The sequence below is a fragment of the Pseudomonas sp. GZD-222 genome, assembly GCF_049310525.1.
GTDB lineage: Bacteria > Pseudomonadota > Gammaproteobacteria > Pseudomonadales > Pseudomonadaceae > Aquipseudomonas.
Genome location: NZ_JBMOWO010000122.1, coordinates 1 through 19,243, shown reverse-complemented (window position 1 = coordinate 19,243; position 19,243 = coordinate 1). Strand labels below are relative to the sequence as shown.

The window sequence follows — 19,243 nt, the reverse complement described above, 5'->3', positions numbered from 1 at the left end:
CGAGACGATGCCGTCCCAGGCGGCTTTGGCCATCCCGGTCCAGCCGCCCATGGAGCTGAACCAGGCGCCTAAGGCCTGCACTTGGTCAGCGATCCACTGAAACGCAGCGGTATCCATCAGCGCGGCGGTCAGCTCGTCCCAATACGCGACGACGGCGACCACAACGGCGATCAACGCAATGATCCCGACAATGACCAGGGCGACGGGGTTGGCCATCATGGCGGCATTCACCAGCCAGATCGCGCCCTGCCACAGCAGCATTGCGCCTTTGGCTACGCCCATAATCGCGATCATGGCCACGATGCGGGCAATGAACAGCGCGCCCTGGACGGTGTGAACCATGAACATGGCAATGCTGCGCCATCCGCTCCAGGTGAACAGCGTCCATGCCATAGTCGCGGCCATCCAGACCATTTTGCTGATACCCACGATCAGGGTTAACGCGCTCATCGCGGCCACGATGCCCAGGATGGCCAGGATCGCGATGCCGATCACACGGGTGATGTTGGGAAAGATCTGAGTCCAGCGCACCAAGGTCTGACCGATACCCACCAGGCGATCCATCAGCGGTTGTAGGATTGGGATCAACGCTTGGCCAAAGGCGATCCGTAGTGCCTGAACTGCTGCGCCGAACTGCTGCCAAGGGTCCACCATGGCCTTGGCCATTTTCTCGGCCTGCTCCAGGCCCCGAACCTTGCCGAGCTGCTCGATGCCGTTTTTCAGGCGTCCGGTGTCCTTGGCCAGGGCACCGATTACCTGGGCGCCTTCGCCGCCGAAGGCCTCGACCAGTTTGTTGTTGGCAGCGGCGTTGCTCAGGTCGCCAAACTTGCCCTCAAGCTTGGCGAGAATGTCCAGCATGGGCAGCACTTTGCCGTTGTTGTCGGTGAATTTCATGCCCAGCTTTTCCGAGGCATTACCGATGTTCTCAAAGAAGGCCTTGTAGCGACCGCCGGCGTCACCGCCTTCCATGGTGCTGCTTAGCGTTCCGATAACGGCCATTTGCTCGGCTAGATCGACGCCCGACGCTGTAGCAATGGCGCCGGCTTCCTTGAAGGCGTCTTTCATCGCCGAGCCGCTGGTGCGGAATAGCTGAACCGCCAGCGCGGTCTGGCCGCCCAGCTTCTCTAAGGGTTTTCAGGTGGCGGCAAGTGCGGTGCCGCATCTTGTTTGCGCCGTGCCTTTCGGCAATTTTCGAGGCGAGTGCCAACACCGATTGGTGGGTACAACTCGGTCGCCCGCTCGAAATGCTTGATGGCCTTCGCCCAGTCTTTGGCCTCCATGGCGCGAATACCGATCAACTTGTGGTACTTGGCCGGGATCTGTTCGGGTAGTTTCCATTGGCCATCCACGCGGGGCAGCAAGTCGGACAGGTAGGGCTCAGGACTGCGCTTGGCCTGATACTCAGACTGGGCCCACTCGATCACCGCATCAGCCACGAAAGTCGGAATGTCCCTGGCGAACCGCTCCGGCATGGCCTGCCCTTGCTCCATGGCAAAGTCGGCAAGCTCCAGGCCGTCGTCGAACTCAGCGGTATCGAAAAGCCAGATCATCACGCAGACCAACACCCGGTTAGGCATGACCAGGCCAGACGCGGCGTAGCGCTGGACGTACTCCTGGTATTTGGGCAATAGCTCGTCGCGCTTGAGGTCCTGTTTACTGGCCAGGCCTTTGGTGGCGCTTAAGCGCTCCAGGTCCTGGTCCAGGGCGGCTTCCATCAGCATCAAGTGCTTACGGGCGTTGGCTGGACTGTCCAGGGCCGTAGCACTGGAGTAAGCCGCCGGGGCAGCAGCTGCCGCGACAGCGGCAGCGCCCCCCAAGGCCAGGATGCGGCGCTTGTGCGCCATGGCCAGGCTCACGCCGCAAGCTCCACGTTTTCGGTGAGCGCGATCTTTTCCAGCTGCTCGATCACGTAGCCTTCATTACGGCTGTTGTAGTCCTCGACGCGGGAGCGTTTCGGGTTATCCACAGTCTGCTTACGCCAGCTGGAGTCCTGGTAGTAGATCGACAGGTTGTCCCAACTGGTGACCAGCACCGCGTTCACCGGGAAGAACGGCACTTTGAAAGCTGGCAAACCGCCGTAGGTGGCGATCACCTGGGCATCTTCAATGCGCTCTTTTTCGGTCGGGGTGTCGCCCTGCTTGGCGTACAGCTTTGCCTTGTCGGCGGCGAGTAGGTCGGAACCGATGATTGCCACCAGGTCGCCGCCGTCGCGCAGGCGTTCGTCCACCAGTTGCAGAGTGTCATGCACCAGGGCGTCGAGGTTGGCGTAGTCGCCGTCAGTCCCCAGGACTACTTTGCCCGGCGTCTTGCCTTCCTTGAGCACTTGCTGAGGCGCCTGCTCGCGCAGTTGCTGCAACCAGCCTTTGTTCACGTCCTGGAGCAACCTGGTCCAGGAGCTGGCCAGCAAACTGGATGGCGCGGCCACGTTCACCAGCGCTGAAGGCCCTCAGTTCGCCCTGTGCCTGATGTTCCTGGCGACCCGATTCGATCATCTGGCCGCAAGCCTGGCCCGTTTCAACGCTTTGATACCGCTGCCCGAGCTGGTGCGCACCGAACGCCGGGCGAGCCACTTGGCGAAGCTGGAAGCGGAAAAGTGGGTGATTCCCGAAGCCGCGCCGTTACCGCGCTGGCAGACTTTGCCGCTGGAGCGCTGCACCGTGGTCAAGGCGGCCCAGCAGTCGATGGCCGGCCAGATCGCCGTCCTGGAGAGTTACGCCGCCGACAGTTCGCCGATCGCCGACCTCGCTGCACTCGCCACCCGCAAGGCCACGCAACAGCAAGAGCGTGACCAGGGCCTGGCTGACCTGCAGGCCTTGCTCCAGGACGGCCAGGCAGATACCAGCATTCGCGCGCGCATGCTAGGCCCGGGTAATGCTGCCGATTTGCGCCGCGAGCTGTTGCAGGGCGATACCCCAGGCCATGAGTGGGTCATGAGCGCCGGCGCGCTCCTGGTCGGCTCCGAGAAAGGACTGAGTTTCGTGCGCGAACTGGTGGGCCTATGACTCTGTTACTGGACGGCGAAGCGGTTCAGGGCAAGACCCTGAAAGTCACCGCGAATATGCGCATTGAGAGCGACGACCTGTCGGGGCAGACCAGCAACACCGAGACGGCGCACAAGGGATTCAAGCCCAAAACCCTGACCATCACGTTGACCATTCCCTACGTCGATCATCCTTGGTTGCGCGCCTTGATGCGCTTGGCGGAGGCCACCGAAGGCGGCGGCCAACTGAAGACCTATCGAGTCGTCAATGACACGGCGGCGGCATTCGGCATGCGACAGGTGCAGTTTTCCGATGGGGTCAGCGCCCGGGAAGACGACATTCTGCAGTGTTGGCGAGTGCAGTTCGGACTGACCGAAAAGAAATCCAACCCGGAGAAGGTAGAGAAGCGCCGGCCCAAGAATGGCGTTAGTGCCCAGTCCGGGCCCGGGGCAGCAGTCGGTACCGACGGTGCAAGCGGCGAGGGCAGCTCCAAGGGCCAAGGCCTGAGCGGCTTTGAAGCGACGTTGAAAAAGGTGGATGACTGGCTTGGGGGCGGGCAATGAAACTGCACCAGGTGCTGACCGTCGCCGGCGTTTCGTATGCCCTGGTCCAGGCCGATGTCCGGCTGGAGCTGCGCAACCCGGGGCGGGCAACTTTCACTGTCCAGACTGGTGTGCCTCTGAAAGGCCTGGTCACGTTGGATGTCGGCTACAACGACAAACCGCTGCAACGGCACTTCATTGGCTACATCGAGCGCTGCACAGCGGCCAACGCGGTGCAGCAGGTTCTGTTCTGCCGCGAGCTGGCCGCGATCTTGGCCAAGCCGTTGCCTATGAACTTACGTCACGTCGATTTGCGCGGCGTGCTCGAGGAGTTAGGCCGACATACCGGCCTGAGTTTCCGCGTACCCGAACGTTCCTATGCGACGACCAAGACGCCGTTTTTCTACAGCCTGGCCGCTGGCTATCAGGCGATGGAAAGTCTGGCCCAGGTGTTCAACATTCCTGACTTTATCTGGCAGCAGCAAGGTGATGGAGAGGTATTTGTGGGCAGTTGGGCGGACAGCTTCTTTGCCGCCCGACCCGCGCTGCAACTGCCTACCGAGCTTTTCGACAGTTACCAAGGCAACCAGAGCGCGATGATTGCAGCCCTGCCCGGGATGCGACCAGGTGCAACGATCAACCACGGCGAACGCGTCACCCATGTGGCACTCGCCGGCAACCAGATGGCCATCAAATGGAAGATGCAATCCGGCGCGCAGTAGAGCGCCAATTCCCCGAAATCACCGGGGGTTACCACTTGCCGCGCTTCGGTCGCGTGGTCGCGGTACCGGATGCGCCGGCGGCGCCCGGGCTGTGCGACGACTTCCGCCCGCGCTTCGGTGTTGATGTCCAGGTGCTGCTCCCGGACGGCGAGCCCGACCCGGCCCTGCCGGTGTTCAACAGCTTGCCACTGCCGGCGCCCATGGGTGGCCAAGAAGCCGGCATGTTCGGTTTCCCCGAAGAAGGCACTACCGTGGTGGTCAGCTTCGCCTATGGCCTGCCGCACAAGCCTTTTATCCAGCAGATCCTGCCGCATGGGTTGAGCTTGCCCCGGGTGCCAAAAGGGGACCAGGTCTGGCAGCACAGTGAAGCTTGCCAGCAACGTGTTGACGCCGACGGTAACTGGCTGCGCCAGACTGACGGAAAGATTCAAGACAAGGCGATCGAGCGCGAGGTGCAAGCCATGGCTAACACTGAGAGCTTCCAGAGCCACACCAGGAACGTGGACGACCATTCGACCGAGTCAGTTGGCGGGGTGAAGAAGATCGAAGCGCTGGGCGCGATGAAGCTGCTTTCCGGAGGATCGGCCAGCCTGGCCGCTGTGGACGACCTGCACCAGGCCACAGGCCGCGACTACAACCTGGTGGTCGGCCAGAAGCACAACGCCACGGTTGGCGGGGATATGCAGGAGCAGATCCAGGGTCTGCGTCGCAGTGTGGCCAAAGTCAGTCAGCGACTGCAGGCGCCCAAGACTTGGTTGGGATCGGATAGTGTTAATGTGCTTCAGATACTGTCCGAACTTTTGGATCTTGTGAGTCTAATGAATATACAGTTGGCTATTCATACACATGCGACCAGCCCGACGCCGACGAATGCTGCTACGTTTTCACAATATGCTACTCAAGCGTCTGCTTTTTCAGGACTGCTCAATAGTATTAAGTTATGAATCTTCAGGAGGGTGGGCTGGCTCTTTCGGTCTACCCCATTTTTTGGAAAAGTTGGCGCCATACCGTTCTTTCCAGAAGTTCGCATATGGTCTAAGAGTTATGTATAGCATTTGCCACCACAAAAAAATTGCCGGATCACTATGCATATGGCTGCTTGGGGCGTAGCCGTGTGATACCTGGTTTCTCAGGTCGCCATATACTTTATCTATAAGTATAGACTTGAGGCCAGTGATTATGTTCTCCCCAAAAGCGTCCAATATATCTTGATGGTCTAACAGGTATTTTAATCCGTCGCGCTCTTGCGTGCCGTCAGGGTATTTTCGCGATGTTTCTTTGCTTTTTTGTTTTAATACGTATCGAAGGGAGTTTTCGATCTGCGGAATTAGGAGATGGGTTGAAGTAACGAAGTCTCCATGCAACCCTGCATTTAGCCCGCGTTCAAAATACTCTGCGTGTCCAGGTGGTACAAAAGGGTTGTTTCTCAGTATAGGTTTCCAAAAGTCGCTATCCCAGTAGAAGCTGTTATTTATGCTCTCTAACGCTGGAAGTATTCTGGATTTTACTTCAAAGGTGTGTGCGATTTGCATCATGCGCATCATGTGAGCCCAAGTGGCTTCATCATTTTCACTGTTGCCTGTCATTGCCGGTGTCGTAGCTACGGGAATTCCTTCATGATCAAAATGCTCAGCTCCGAGATGGGCAAAAATACTATCCCGCATCATTTCACGTGTCTGGTTTTTCAGGGATGTGACCTTAGCGGGTTGGCTGACAAATAATATCAGTCTGAAAAGGCTGTCAAAAAAATCCACGCCCTGTACTAATTCAACAGCCTCTTTGACTACATCGGTGACGTCGCCCGAAGGAATCGATATGGTTGTCATGAAGTGACGCCATTCTTTTTGATGCCCCCTCATTTCAATGTACAGGGCATCTCTCTCTTCACGTGTTTGTGGGATTTTTTCTAGTGCTTCGATAGCAGCCATAAGGCAGCTGGAGCTCAATAGGCTGTCATGAATTTTAGCTTCGTCAATATGGCAGTCTGCGATCTTCCTATAGACATCCTGCTCTTTGTCTTTATCATTAAGTGATATAGCACAGCTGACCGCAACTTCCAGTAATGAAACAGCGATTCTGTGTCTCTTTTTTTTAGCAAGACTCTCGGCGATTATTAGACACTGCGCATAGATCCAGCTGTCCTCTTTGATTCTTAGCTCATAGACCAATCGTATAGCGTCAAATGGAAACTGAATCTTGTCAGTTTGCTCTATGTGTTGCACTAAACTCTCCGCAATGGATGAGTATCGTTCCCCAGGAGCCTTTCTATATTTGTATCCTAAGCGGAGTGCTCGCTCTACTCTTCGGATAGCGCTCATATGCTCGCCCGCAGCGGTTAAGCGCTGCGCTGATGCAAAGTACGCATCAACAGCGATGTGAGCCTGTGTAACAAGTCGCGGAATCCTTGTTGCAATTAAGTCGCTTATTCTTGCCCTGAGCTCGGGGTCTTTTATATTTCCGGATATGGCCGATAAACAAAACACGGAAGTGAGGCTGAACGTATCTATGTTTGGGCTAGATTGGTCGCCGAAGCGCAAAAATGGTACGAAAGGCACATTCGGATTTTTGGGCGTAAGCATCATTGAAGTGGCCCAGCTTAAGATTGCCATTGCATCATCGTCGGAATCCTCGCCAAACAACAAAGCGTAGTCTGAGCATTTCATACATCCAGAGCCGTCTATTTTCTCAATCGCACTTAGTAGCTCCAGTGGGGATGCACTACGTTCTTTTTGTGGCATGGCCGTTCCTTCGCACTCTTCAAAGAGACTGTCTCAGCATTTCGTATAGAGGTTTACCAGTAAAGCCAAGCGCTGTAAAAAAATAGCTCGGAAAAATCACTTATCCCCCTCCCGCCGACGCGCTTTGCGTCGCGAAATATTGCAAAGCCCCGGGGCGATGCAATCGAGGTCGCGCCCAAGCCTGCCATGGGCCCTGTGGGGCATAGGGGCATTTCACTCTGTGCAAGGTTTTGCAAAGACGTGTGAACCTGATGCAGGGCGAGTGTCCACATCGTGTCCACACCTGGCACGAACACCTGCAACCAATAGGCTCATATATCTCTGAAAGCACAGTGAATGCTGGGTTTCCCCAATGGAGCCAGGTCGTTTATGAGGGCTCATAATCCTTTGGTCCACGGTTCAAGTCCGTGTGGGCCCACCAAAAATGAAAGCCGCGCATTGCGCGGCTTTTTGCTTTTCTATCACCAGGAAATGCAAAGGGCTTATCGCTCGCCGTCCACACTGCATAAGGCTATTAGCATTCAGGACAGGAAAGCTTATAAAATACGCGGGCTTCACCCAGTCAAGCCCCCAATCATTGATGCACGCTAAGGATTCATACAATGGACGCTCCTGCAGCACGGTTGATTTCTGACGTGCCTTTGAGCGTCAGCCATTTCGACGATTGCCGCAATGCAGGATCGGGCTCGGTTTTCGTGATCGCCTCGGGTAGTTCGGCAAAGGACTTTCCTTTCAAGGAGTTCTCCGATATTCCGATGATCACGATGAACGGTGCGATATCCATGTTCCTCGATACGCCAATCAAGCCGTTCTTTTATGTCTGCACGGACAAGGATTTTTCTAATCAGCAGCCCGAGCTGTTTGCCGAAGCCATGCGTCGCAGTGAACGGGTTGCGCTCTGGGAAGATCAGTACAAGTCCGCCGGTGTGGCCGCCCACGGCAAACTGTATTTTCTGCGCAAGGCGCCCAAAGCGAGGTTTACCGACCTGCTGCGAAGAGACCCTGAGCTCATCCGCAATCGCCCCTTTCCAGGAAGCCGCAGGAAACCCCTGGGATTCAGCAAAAATATGCATCGCGGCTTTTTCGACGCGCGTACGGTGGCTTACGTAGCGCTGCAGATTGCCCATCATGCGGGCTTCAACAAGGTCTTTCTGGTTGGCGTGGACCTGAACCAGAATGCTGGCAGGTTCTACGAAAACAGGCACTCCAAACTGTCCCCTTGCGGACTGGACCAACACTTCGAGTCGCGAATCCTGCCGTCCTTCGAACTGCTGGCCGAGTCAGTAGTAGGCGACGACTTCGCCGTCTACAATCTGTCGCCCTCCTCCCGCCTTCCGCGCGCAGTGATTCCCTTCAAAACCCTCGACGAAGTGCAGGCACTGGTACGCACCTGAGTATGCGCGGCTTGCTCGCTAGAGTGAGGTGTGGATAGGCTGATGCATTCACTTCACACGCCGCTCTACGCGGCGTACACCTGAGAGTTTCCATGTCCGACAGCCGTCCCGTCGCCCTCGACGAAATCGATCGCCAACTGATCTCGCTGCTGCAGATCAATGCCCGCGAAAGCGTGGCCATGCTCGCCCGCCAGTTGGGTATCGCCCGCACCACGGTGACGTCGCGCCTGGCGCGCCTGGAGAAGACCCAGGTCATCAGCGGCTACGGCGTGCGTCTGGGCCAGCGCCTGATTGATGGCGGCCTGCAGGCCTATGTCGGAATCAAGGTGCAGCCACGCTCGGGCAAGGACGTGGTGCGTCGCCTGAGTGCCATGGGGCAGGTCCAGCAGCTGTGTACAGTGAGTGGGGAGTTCGACTATGTGGCCTGGCTGCGCAGTGACTCGCCGGAGCAACTGGACCAGTTGCTCGACCAGATCGGCAGCATCGAAGGGGTAGAAAAAACCACCACTTCGATCATCCTCAGCAGCAAGGTTGATCGTGGCCAGCCGGTTTGACTGTGTAACAGTGATGGTCAATATGCGGCACATATAAGTCAAAATGACGAAAAACAGCACATATCGACACCACTGTGCATCTTAATTACGTAACTCCAACCCTCTAAACTGACCGCCAGCGTTTTCCTATACTCATGCTTCGCATCCTGCGCAGCCCTGGCAAGGTCACCCATGAACAAGAACAATCGTCACCCCGCCGACGGCAAGAAACCTGTCACTATCTTCGGCCCGGATTTCCCGTTCGCCTTTGACGACTGGATCGAGCATCCCGCCGGCCTGGGCAGTATCCCGGCCGAGCGCCACGGTGAAGAAGTGGCGATTGTCGGTGCCGGTATCGCCGGACTGGTGGCCGCCTATGAGTTGATGAAGCTGGGCCTCAAGCCGGTGGTCTACGAGGCGTCGAAAATGGGCGGGCGACTGCGCTCGCAAACCTTCGAAGGCACCGACGGGATCATCGCCGAGCTGGGCGGCATGCGCTTCCCGGTATCGTCCACAGCGTTCTATCACTATGTCGACAAGCTCGGCCTTGAGACCAAACCCTTCCCCAACCCGCTGACCCCGGCATCCGGCAGCACGGTCATCGACCTCGAAGGCCAGACCCACTACGCGGAAAAACTCTCGGACCTGCCGAAACTGTTCCAGGAAGTCGCCGATGCCTGGGCCGATGCCCTTGAAGACGGCGCGCGCTTCGGCGATATCCAGCAGGCCATCCGCGACCGCGATGTCCCGCGCCTCAAAGAGCTGTGGAACACCCTGGTGCCGTTGTGGGACGACCGCACCTTCTACGATTTCGTCGCCACCTCCAAGGCCTTTGCCAAGCTCAGTTTCCTGCACCGGGAAGTCTTCGGTCAGGTCGGCTTCGGTACCGGTGGCTGGGACTCGGACTTCCCCAACTCGATGCTGGAAATCTTCCGCGTGGTCATGACCAACTGCGACGATCACCAGCATTTGGTAGTAGGTGGCGTCGAGCAGGTGCCGCTGGGCATCTGGCGTCATGTCCCCGAGCGTTGCGCGCACTGGCCGCAAGGCACCAGCCTCAGTTCGCTGCACCGTGGCGCGCCACGGCCAGGGGTCAAGAGTATCGCCCGCGACACCGACGGGCGCCTGGCGGTAACCGACAATTGGGGCGACACCCGCCACTATGCCGCCGTGCTCACCACCTGCCAGAGCTGGCTGCTGACCACCCAGATCGAATGCGAAGAGTCGCTGTTCTCGCAAAAGATGTGGATGGCCCTGGACCGCACCCGCTACATGCAGTCGTCGAAAACCTTCGTCATGGTCGACCGGCCGTTCTGGAAGGACAAGGACCCAGAGACCGGCCGCGACCTGATGAGCATGACCCTGACCGACCGCCTGACCCGCGGCACGTACTTGTTCGATAACGGTGACGACAAGCCGGGGGTGATCTGCCTGTCCTACTCGTGGATGAGCGATGCCCTGAAGATGCTCCCCCATCCGGTGGAAAAGCGCGTGAAGCTGGCCCTCGATGCGCTGAAGAAGATCTACCCGAAGGTCGATATCGCCGGCCATATCATCGGTGATCCGATCACCGTGTCGTGGGAAGCCGACCCGCATTTCCTCGGCGCGTTCAAAGGTGCATTGCCCGGTCACTACCGTTACAACCAGCGCATGTACGCGCACTTCATGCAGCAGGACATGCCTGCCGAACAACGCGGCATGTTCATTGCCGGGGACGATGTGTCGTGGACGCCGGCCTGGGTCGAAGGCGCGGTGCAAACCTCGCTCAATGCGGTGTGGGGTATCATGAATCACTTCGGTGGGCATACCCATCCAGACAACCCAGGCCCGGGCGATGTGTTCAACGACATCGGACCGATCGCCCTCGCCGACTGACGGGAGTAACACCATGCGCATCGCGCTGTTCCAAGGTGCACCGCAGCCACTGGACGTACCCGGCAACCTCGAGCGCCTGCACCAGCAGGCGCAACTGGCCGCCGCTCGTGGCGTAGAGTTGCTGGTGTGCCCGGAAATGTTCCTGACCGGCTACAACATCGGCAGCGAAGCCGTGGAGCGTCTGGCCGAAGCCGAAGACGGGCCGTCGGCCATGGCCGTGGTGGAGATCGCCCAGAGCAATCGCATCGCCATTGCCTATGGCTACCCGGAGCTGTCCGAGGACGGCCGGATCTACAACGCCGTGCAATTGATCGACGCCCACGGCAGCAGCCTGTGCAATTACCGCAAGACCCATCTGTTCGGCGGCCTGGACCGGGCGATGTTCAGCCCGGGACCAGACCATTTCCCGGTGGTGGAGCTGAACGGCTGGCGCCTGGGTTTGCTGATCTGCTACGACATCGAGTTTCCGGAAAATGCCCGGCGCCTGGCCCTGGCCGGTGCCGAGCTGATTCTGGTGCCGACCGCGAACATGGTGCCCTATGACTTTGTTGCACAGGTGACCGTGCGCACGCGCGCCTACGAGAACCAGTGCTACCTGGTCTATGCCAACTACTGCGGTGCCGAAGACGAGATCCACTACTGCGGACAAAGCAGCATTGTCGGCCCGGACGGCAGCATTCTGGCCATGGCCGGACGCGATACCACGCTGCTGCAGGCAGACCTGGAACTGCAACGGGTGCACGAAGGACGCGCGACCACGCCTTACCTGCTCGACTTGCGCCCTGAGCTCTACGGCAATCCGCGAGCGCGCGAATAATCCGCTAGCATGACGGTTCGCGCTACAACGGAACCGTCATGCCCAGCACTGTGCAACACTTCACCCTCGACAATGGCCTGCAGGTCACCCTGCGTCATGCCCCGCAGCTCAAGCGCTGCGCCGCGGCCGTGCGGGTCATGGCCGGCAGTCATGACGCCCCGCGCGCCTATGCGGGTCTCGCGCATTTTCTCGAACACCTGTTGTTTCTCGGCAACGACCGTTTTCCACTCGACGATGGCCTGATGCGCTACGTGCAGCATCATGGTGGCCAGATCAATGCCAGCACCCGTGAGCGCACCACCGACTATTTCTTCGAAGTCCCGCAAGCGGCATTTGCCGGCGGCCTCGAGCGCCTGTGCGACATGCTTGCGCAGCCGGTATTTGATCCGCAACGTCAGTTGCGCGAACGTGAAGTGATCCATGCCGAATTCATCGCCTGGTCGCGCAATCCCCACGCCCAGACTCAGTTTGCCCTGCTGCAGAGGGTATCCAGCCAACACCCCCTGAGTGGATTCCAGGCCGGCAACCGCTACAGCCTCCCCGTGCACAGCCGCGACTTTCAGACAGCGTTGCAGGGTTACCACCAGCGCTACTACCAGGCAGGCCAGATGATTCTGAGCCTGAGCGGGCCACAAAGCCTTGAGCAACTCGAAGCGTTGGCCCGTGGTACTGCCAGCTATTTGGCCAGTGGTGTTCGGATCACGCAGGCGCAACCATCGACGCTTGTCGGCGAAAAGCTTGGACCTCAACTGAGCGCTCAGCAACTGGATCTGCTGTATGCCGTCGAGCAACAACCGGCGGGCATGGAGCAGGCCATCGACTTTCTCACCACCTGGCTGACCGATGCCCGGCCAGGTGGACTGCTGGCGGCACTTCGTCAGCGCGGCGGAGTGCAATCGATTGAGTGTTCGCCGCTGTACAGTTTTGCCGGTCAGGCGCTGCTGCACATCCGGCTGAAGCTCAAGGATGCTGCCTCAAGCGAGCAGGCACAGGCGCTTGTTCAGAGTTGGTTGAGGTTCTTCCGCGATGTGGACCGGTCGGGGCTGTACCAGGAATACGCACACCTGCAAGAGTGCCGCGCCCAGGCGGCGACAGCCTTGGACCTGGCCTGTCGTGACAGTGCTGCCCGGCCTCATAAAGCACTGAGTGAGCAAGCCCGGTACGCCCTCGACAGTTTGCTCGATGGCCTGCTGCAAGACGCTACGCCAGCGTGCACTGAAGACTGGCATTTACCTGCCCCAGAACCCTTGCTCAACGTGCATTACACCAACCACCCAGCCATCCCGGTACCTACGGGTCTGCAGTTGAGTCCGCTACTACCGCCTGAGCGTCAGCAGGGTGTCGTCTATCTGCGCTGGCAGCTGACGGCGGCCGCACGCGATCAACTCTGGCAGGTTCTGGACCGGGCTTTGCAGCCACTGCGTGATCGTGCGGCAAGGACTGGCGTGACGTTGCAGTTCGAAACCTGTGGCAGGTTCTGGCAGTTGCGCTGCGCCGGTGTACCTGAAACGGTGGTCGCCGTAACCCGAGAAGCGCTGGAGGCACTACAGCAACCCAATGCGTCCAGCTGGGCTGCGAAGCCTGCGAGTGAAGCCGACGCCATGCCTATTCGCGCCTTGCTCCGTCAGCTTCCTGAACAGATCATCGGCCCAAATCAAGCCCCCTCGCCCGCGTGTACTCTCGGGCAAAGCGACCTGAAAGCGGTGTGGAAACATGCTCGATGGCAGGCCATGGCCACAGGGTTTGGCGAAAGCACGCAACACGCGCTCAACGCTGTGCTGCAGAATGTCCCCGGGCGTCCGGGCACACATCAGCTGATAGTTGCAGAATCTGTTCGCAGCTGGCACTACCTGCCACCCCTGGCCAGTGAACAGGCATTACTGCTGTTCTGCCCCGTGACGATCACGGAAGAAGCCAGTGCCCGTTTGCTGGCACAGCACATTCAAGGGCCGTTCTATCAGCGTCTGCGGGTCGAGCTACAACTGGGCTACGCGGTATTCAGCGCCTTTCGTCAGATTCAGGGCGTCAGTGGCCTGCTGTTCGGTGTGCAGTCGCCGAGTGTCAGCCACGCGCAGATCCTCGCCCATTTCGAAGATTTCCTCACTGCCCTGCCGTCTACACTTAGCGTTAGCCCCGACGTGCGCCAGGCCCTTGCCGAACAAATGAGCGAAGCCGCCATGAGCAATGCCGATGTCGCCGAATGGGCCTGGCAGGCACAGCTGGCGGGCCGCAGCCAGGCGACGCTGAATGATCTGCAGACAGAAATTCTCGCCATCGATGACGCGAAATTGCGACAGCGTGCCGAGGATCTTTTGCACGCCAAACGAGGCTGGCTGATCCTGGCCAATGGCCCCGCAGCCGAAGGTGGCACCTGGGTTAGCGGGTGATTCTTACCGAATATGTAACGGCATTTATCTTAGATTTAACCATTCAGTACGTAGTTTTTAGTAAGATAGCGCAATCTCGGCGAGTGGAACCCCTCGTCATCCGCGCGGACTAAACCAGTAACCGCCCAACCCAGCCCCATCCGGAAGGAGTCATTCCATGTGGACCAAACCTGCTTACACTGACCTGCGCATCGGCTTCGAAGTGACCATGTACTTCGCCAGCCGCTGAGTTTGCCTGCGCTACAACGCCTCGGTCAGCCGGGGCGTTTTTTATTTCAAGACCCGGCAGGAGTGGCCATGTACATCCAGATTCTAGGTTCCGCCGCCGGTGGCGGCTTCCCGCAGTGGAACTGCAACTGCGTGAACTGCAAAGGCTTTCGCGACGGTACCTTGCGCGCCACGGCGCGTACCCAGTCGTCGATTGCCCTCTCGGACGACGGTGTGCACTGGGTGCTGTGCAACGCCTCGCCGGATATCCGCGCGCAACTGCAAGCCTTCGCGCCCATGCAGCCGGCGCGAGCCCTGCGCGACAGCGGCATCGACGCCATTGTCCTGCTCGACAGCCAGATCGATCACACCACCGGCCTGCTGAGTCTGCGTGAAGGTTGCCCGCATCAAGTGTGGTGCACCGAGATGGTCCACCAGGACCTGAGCACCGGCTTTCCGCTGTTCACCATGCTCAGCCACTGGAACGGCGGCCTGCAGTGGAACCGCATCGAACTGCAGGGTAGCTTCTTCATCGAGGCCTGCCCGAACCTGCGTTTCACGCCCTTCCCGTTGCGCAGCGCCGCACCACCCTACTCGCCGCACCGTTTCGACCCGCACCCGGGCGACAACCTCGGGCTGATGGTCGAAGACCTGCGCACCGGGGGCAAACTCTTCTACGCCCCGGGCCTGGGCCAGGTGGACGACACGCTGCTGCAGATGATGGCTGAGGCCGATTGCCTGCTGGTCGACGGTACCCTGTGGGAGGATGCTGAAATGCAGCGCCGCGGTGTCGGCACCCGCACCGGTCGGGAAATGGGTCACCTGGCGCAGAACGGCCCCGGTGGCATGCTTGAAGTGCTGGAAGGCTTCCCTGCGCAGCGCAAGGTGCTTATCCACATCAACAACACCAACCCGATTCTCGATGAAGACTCGGCCGAACGCGCCGAACTGGATCGCCGTGGCGTCGAAGTCGCCTTCGACGGCATGAGCATCACTCTCTAGCAGGAGCCGACATGAGCGACGCCAAAGCGCTGTCCCCCGCCGAATTCGAACACGCCCTGCGCGCCAAGGGCGCCTACTACCACATCCATCACCCCTACCATGTGGCGATGTATGAAGGCCGTGCTAGCCGCGAACAGATCCAGGGCTGGGTTGCCAACCGCTTCTACTATCAGGTCAACATCCCGCTCAAGGACGCCGCGATCCTCGCCAACTGTCCGGACCGCGAGATTCGCCGCGAGTGGATTCAGCGCCTGCTCGATCATGACGGTGCGCCGGGTGAGGACGGTGGCATCGAAGCGTGGTTGCGTCTCGGCCAGGCTGTCGGCCTCGACCCCGACCAGCTGCGCTCCCAGGAGCTGGTACTGCCGGGCGTACGTTTCGCCGTCGATGCCTACGTCAACTTCGCCCGCCGCGCCAGCTGGCAGGAAGCGGCCAGCAGTTCGCTGACCGAACTGTTCGCGCCACAGATCCACCAGTCGCGCCTGGACAGCTGGCCACAGCACTACCCGTGGATCGACCCGGCCGGCTACGAATACTTCCGCACCCGTCTGGGCCAGGCCCGTCGCGATGTCGAGCACGGGCTGGCAATCACCCTGCAGCACTACACTACAGTTGAGGGCCAGCAGCGCATGCTGGAGATCCTGCAGTTCAAGCTGGATATTCTCTGGAGCATGCTCGATGCCATGAGCATGGCCTATGAGCTGAACCGACCGCCCTATCACAGTGTCACCAGTGAACGGGTCTGGCACAAAGGAATCGCCCTATGAGTTTTGATCGCGCACTCACCCCGAAATGGCGCCCGGGTTATCGTTTCCAGTACGAACCGGCGCAAAAGGGGCACGTCCTGCTCTACCCGGAGGGCATGATCAAACTCAATGAAAGCGCCGCCCTGATCGGCGGGCTGATCGATGGCCAGCGTGATGTGGCAGCGATCATTGCCGAGCTGGACCAGCAGTTCCCCGGTGTCCCCGAGCTCGGTGACGACATCGAGCAATTCATGGAGGTCGCCCGTGCCGAACACTGGATCGTCCTTGAGTGACGTACCGGCCAAACCTGAAGTCGGCCTGCCGCTGTGGCTGCTCGCCGAGCTGACCTACCGCTGCCCGCTGCAATGCCCGTACTGCTCCAATCCGCTGGACTTCGCCGCCCAGGGTCAAGAGCTGAGTACCGAACAGTGGTTCAAGGTAATGGCCGAGGCGCGGGAAATGGGCGCGGCGCAGCTGGGCTTTTCCGGTGGTGAGCCGCTTGTGCGCCAGGACCTCGCCGAGTTGATCGGTGAAGGGCGGCGACTGGGTTACTACACCAACCTGATCACCTCCGGCATCGGCCTGACCGAGGCAAAAATCGCCGCCTTCAAAGAGGCAGGGCTGGATCACATCCAGATCAGCTTCCAGGCCAGCGACGAGCAGGTCAACAACCTGCTCGCGGGCTCGAAAAAGGCCTTCGCACAGAAGCTGGAGATGGCCCGGGCGGTCAAAGCCCATGGCTATCCAATGGTGCTGAACTTCGTCACCCACCGGCACAACATCGACAAGATCGACCGCATCATCGAGCTGTGTATCGCCCTCGAAGCCGACTTTGTTGAATTGGCCACCTGCCAGTTCTATGGCTGGGCGCATTTGAACCGCGTCGGTTTGTTGCCGACCCGCGCGCAGCTGGAGCGGGCCGAGCGTATCACCAACGAGTACCGGGAACGACTCAAGGCTGCCGGCAATCCGTGCAAGCTGATTTTCGTGACCCCTGACTACTATGAAGAACGCCCCAAAGGCTGCATGAACGGTTGGGGCAGCGTGTTCCTCACGGTGACGCCGGACGGCACCGCGCTGCCGTGCCATGGTGCCCGTCAGTTGCCAGTGCAGTTTCCAAATGTGCGCGAGCACAGCATGCAGCACATCTGGTACGACTCGTTCGGCTTCAACCGCTTTCGCGGTTATGACTGGATGCCCGAACCGTGCCGCTCGTGCGACGAAAAAGAAAAGGACTTCGGCGGCTGCCGCTGCCAGGCCTTCATGCTCACCGGCGACGCCAGCAATGCCGACCCGGTGTGCGCCAAGTCAGCACACCATGACATCATCCTCAAAGCCCGCGAAGAAGCCGAGCACGCCCAGTTGAACATTGATCAGTTGACCTTCCGCAATGAGCGAAACTCCCGTGTCATCGTCCGCGGCTGAGCGTTTCAGCGCCGAACAGGCGGTGGCTGCCGGCACCGACTTCGCCGAATTGCGCGTCGGGCCGCAGGGCTTGTTCTGGAATGAATTTCGTCCCCGCGATGGCGCCTGCCGGGTCTGGCACTGGCGCAACGGCCAGGCCCATTGCCTGACGCCAGATGGCTTCAGCGTGCGCAGCCGGGTCTACGAGTACGGGGGTGGCAGCTTCTGCCTGAGCGATGAGGGCCTGGTGTTCGTCAACGAAGCCGACCAGCAGCTCTACACCCAGAACCTGTCGGGTGATGTACCCCAACCACTCACCCAGGGCGAGCGCCGTTACGGCGATCTGCGCTGGGCCGCGGGCCAGGTACTGGCTGTGGAAGAAACCCATGGGCCCGATCAGGTCGAACACCGCCTGGTAGCAATCAGTGCACAGCAACGCGAGGTGCTGGCCGAGGGCGCAGACTTCTACGCCGCCCCCACCCTGAGTACCGATGGCACGCGCCTGGCGTGGATCGAGTGGAGCCGGCCCGATCAGCCCTGGACCGCCACTCGCCTGCTCTGCCGCGAGCGCATGGACGATGGGAAATGGGGCGAGGCACGCGGCATCGCCGGCAGCGAAGGCCCGGCGCAATCCCTGCAACAGCCTCGCTTCGATGGACGTGGCCGCCTGTACTGCCTGTCCGATCGCAACGGCTTCTGGCAACCCTGGGGCGAAACCGCCCAGGGCTGGAGTGCCCTACCGGCGGTGAACGCTGATCACGCGGCAGCCCCTTGGCAACTGGGCGCCTGTACCTGGCTACCGCTGGGTGAGCATCACTACCTGGCGACCTGGTTCGAAGACGGCTTCAGTCGGCTGGGCCTGAGCCATGCCGATGGCTCGCGGCAACGGGTCGAAACCGACTACAGCCGTTTACGCTGCCTGGACCTGGACCAGAATTATCTCTATGCCATCGCCGCGTCGCCTACCTGCCCGTCGGCTGTGATTGCCATCGACCGCACGGATCATCGCGTGCAGGTTCTGGCCGGTGGCGCGTCGCCTTTGCCGGCCGAACGTATCAGCCGCCCACAGTCGTTGTGCTACCCCAGCGGTGACGGCACCGCTCATGGTTTCTTCTATCCGGCCATGAACGGCAGCAAGCGGCCGCCCTTGATCGTCTTCATCCATGGCGGCCCGACTTCGGCCTGCTACCCGGCGCTCGACCCGCGCATCCAGTACTGGACCCAGCGCGGTTTTGCCGTGGCGGACCTCAACTACCGTGGCAGCAGCGGCTACGGTCGCAGCTATCGCCAGGCCCTGCATTTGCGCTGGGGCGAGATCGATGTCGAAGATGCCTGCGCCGTGGTCGAACACCTGGCCGGGCGTAACCTGATCGACCCCACCCAAGCGTTTATCCGTGGCGGCAGTGCCGGTGGCTACACCACCCTGTGTGCCCTGGCCTTTCATGATGTCTTCCGCGCCGGCGCCAGCCTGTATGGCGTCAGCGATCCCCAGGCGCTGGCCCGGGCCACGCACAAGTTCGAAGGTGATTACCTGGACTGGCTGATCGGCGATCCGCTTGAGGATGCCGAGCGCTACCGGCAACGTACGCCGCTCCTGCACGCCTCACAGATCAAGGTGCCGGTGATCTTCTTCCAGGGCGAGCTGGATGCCGTGGTGGTCCCCGAACAGACCCGTTCGATGCTCACCGCGCTCAAGGCCAATGGCATCCGTGCCGAAGGGCATTTCTACCCGTCGGAACGTCATGGCTTTCGCACGGCAGCCAATCTGGCTCATGCGCTGGAAGAGGAATGGCGTTTTTATCGTCGAGTGCTAGCGGGCCTTTAGATCGCTATCGCGGGGGAAGCACGCCCCCCCCCACCGTTGCGAATCCTCTTTTGGTGGGTGCGTTCCCCCT

At 59.9% G+C, this 19,243-nt stretch carries 16 protein-coding genes, 1 tRNA gene and 3 pseudogenes; 16 read left to right on the top strand and 4 right to left on the bottom strand.

Annotation, left to right across the window (positions count from 1 at the left end):
• The 3 genes and pseudogenes from ACO6VD_RS23395 to ACO6VD_RS23385 form a co-directional block, all read right to left on the bottom strand.
• Window positions 1–1,125: pseudogene (locus tag ACO6VD_RS23395) on the bottom strand (phage tail tape measure protein); the annotation flags it as partial.
• Entirely contained in the window at window positions 1,125–1,856 is a 732-nt protein-coding gene (gpM, locus tag ACO6VD_RS23390; protein ID WP_422422355.1) for a phage terminase small subunit, read from the bottom strand. The pseudogene ACO6VD_RS23395 and the gene gpM, both read right to left, overlap by 1 nt.
• Window positions 1,853–2,383: pseudogene (locus tag ACO6VD_RS23385) on the bottom strand (P2 family phage major capsid protein); the annotation flags it as partial. The gene gpM and the pseudogene ACO6VD_RS23385, both read right to left, overlap by 4 nt.
• On the opposite strand from ACO6VD_RS23385, the pseudogene ACO6VD_RS23380 reads away from it, so the two are divergent.
• The 4 genes and pseudogenes from ACO6VD_RS23380 to ACO6VD_RS23365 all read left to right on the top strand — a co-directional run.
• Window positions 2,367–3,002 (top strand): annotated as a pseudogene (locus ACO6VD_RS23380) (hypothetical protein); the annotation flags it as partial. The pseudogenes ACO6VD_RS23385 and ACO6VD_RS23380 overlap by 17 nt on opposite strands.
• Window positions 2,999–3,544, top strand: coding sequence for a DNA-binding protein (locus ACO6VD_RS23375; RefSeq protein ID WP_422422354.1), 546 nt, complete (start codon window positions 2,999–3,001; stop codon window positions 3,542–3,544). The pseudogene ACO6VD_RS23380 and the gene ACO6VD_RS23375, both read left to right, overlap by 4 nt.
• On the top strand, window positions 3,541–4,245 hold the full coding sequence (locus ACO6VD_RS23370; RefSeq protein WP_422422353.1) for a hypothetical protein: 705 nt from the start codon (window positions 3,541–3,543) through the stop codon (window positions 4,243–4,245). Before ACO6VD_RS23375 ends, ACO6VD_RS23370 begins: the two co-directional genes overlap by 4 nt.
• Window positions 4,218–5,189, top strand: a complete 972-nt coding sequence (locus ACO6VD_RS23365; RefSeq protein WP_422422352.1) for a hypothetical protein — start codon at window positions 4,218–4,220, stop codon at window positions 5,187–5,189. Before ACO6VD_RS23370 ends, ACO6VD_RS23365 begins: the two co-directional genes overlap by 28 nt.
• Here ACO6VD_RS23365 and ACO6VD_RS23360 read toward each other — a convergent pair.
• Complete coding sequence (locus tag ACO6VD_RS23360) at window positions 5,184–6,983, bottom strand: DUF4209 domain-containing protein (RefSeq protein ID WP_422422351.1); 1,800 nt, start codon at window positions 6,981–6,983, stop codon at window positions 5,184–5,186. The genes ACO6VD_RS23365 and ACO6VD_RS23360 overlap by 6 nt on opposite strands.
• Window positions 6,984–7,324: 341 nt before the next feature.
• Here ACO6VD_RS23360 and ACO6VD_RS23355 point away from each other — a divergent pair.
• The 12 genes from ACO6VD_RS23355 (at window position 7,325) to ACO6VD_RS23300 (ending at window position 19,173) form a co-directional block, all read left to right on the top strand.
• Window positions 7,325–7,404: transfer RNA gene (locus tag ACO6VD_RS23355), tRNA-OTHER, on the top strand.
• Between the two features lie 181 nt (window positions 7,405–7,585).
• Window positions 7,586–8,377, top strand: a complete 792-nt coding sequence (locus ACO6VD_RS23350; protein WP_422422350.1) for a lipopolysaccharide biosynthesis protein — start codon at window positions 7,586–7,588, stop codon at window positions 8,375–8,377.
• A 92-nt stretch (window positions 8,378–8,469) separates the two neighbouring features.
• Window positions 8,470–8,931: an Lrp/AsnC family transcriptional regulator gene (locus ACO6VD_RS23345; protein WP_400171036.1), complete on the top strand. Its 462-nt coding sequence runs from the start codon at window positions 8,470–8,472 to the stop codon at window positions 8,929–8,931.
• A gap of 171 nt (window positions 8,932–9,102) precedes the next feature.
• On the top strand, window positions 9,103–10,785 hold the full coding sequence (locus ACO6VD_RS23340) for a flavin monoamine oxidase family protein (protein ID WP_422422349.1): 1,683 nt from the start codon (window positions 9,103–9,105) through the stop codon (window positions 10,783–10,785).
• Window positions 10,786–10,798: 13 nt separating this feature from the next.
• Complete coding sequence (locus ACO6VD_RS23335; protein WP_422422348.1) at window positions 10,799–11,602, top strand: carbon-nitrogen hydrolase family protein; 804 nt, start codon at window positions 10,799–10,801, stop codon at window positions 11,600–11,602.
• Between the two features lie 38 nt (window positions 11,603–11,640).
• Window positions 11,641–13,989: a pyrroloquinoline quinone biosynthesis protein PqqF gene (pqqF, locus tag ACO6VD_RS23330; protein ID WP_422422347.1), complete on the top strand. Its 2,349-nt coding sequence runs from the start codon at window positions 11,641–11,643 to the stop codon at window positions 13,987–13,989.
• A gap of 157 nt (window positions 13,990–14,146) precedes the next feature.
• Window positions 14,147–14,218, top strand: coding sequence for a pyrroloquinoline quinone precursor peptide PqqA (gene pqqA / locus ACO6VD_RS23325; RefSeq protein ID WP_008365141.1), 72 nt, complete (start codon window positions 14,147–14,149; stop codon window positions 14,216–14,218).
• Between the two features lie 68 nt (window positions 14,219–14,286).
• The gene (gene pqqB, locus ACO6VD_RS23320) at window positions 14,287–15,198 is read left to right on the top strand and encodes a pyrroloquinoline quinone biosynthesis protein PqqB (protein ID WP_422422346.1); all 912 of its coding nucleotides are present in this window, start codon (window positions 14,287–14,289) and stop codon (window positions 15,196–15,198) included.
• Window positions 15,199–15,209: 11 nt separating this feature from the next.
• Window positions 15,210–15,965 carry a pyrroloquinoline-quinone synthase PqqC gene (pqqC, locus tag ACO6VD_RS23315; RefSeq protein WP_400171041.1) on the top strand — a complete coding sequence of 252 codons (756 nt, stop codon included), beginning with the start codon at window positions 15,210–15,212 and terminating at the stop codon, window positions 15,963–15,965.
• Window positions 15,962–16,237 carry a pyrroloquinoline quinone biosynthesis peptide chaperone PqqD gene (gene pqqD, locus ACO6VD_RS23310; protein WP_422422345.1) on the top strand — a complete coding sequence of 92 codons (276 nt, stop codon included), beginning with the start codon at window positions 15,962–15,964 and terminating at the stop codon, window positions 16,235–16,237. Before pqqC ends, pqqD begins: the two co-directional genes overlap by 4 nt.
• On the top strand, window positions 16,209–17,369 hold the full coding sequence (gene pqqE / locus ACO6VD_RS23305; RefSeq protein ID WP_422422344.1) for a pyrroloquinoline quinone biosynthesis protein PqqE: 1,161 nt from the start codon (window positions 16,209–16,211) through the stop codon (window positions 17,367–17,369). Before pqqD ends, pqqE begins: the two co-directional genes overlap by 29 nt.
• Window positions 17,335–19,173: a prolyl oligopeptidase family serine peptidase gene (locus tag ACO6VD_RS23300; RefSeq protein ID WP_422422343.1), complete on the top strand. Its 1,839-nt coding sequence runs from the start codon at window positions 17,335–17,337 to the stop codon at window positions 19,171–19,173. The genes pqqE and ACO6VD_RS23300 overlap by 35 nt, the downstream gene beginning before the upstream one ends.
• Window positions 19,174–19,243 lie beyond the last annotated feature (70 nt).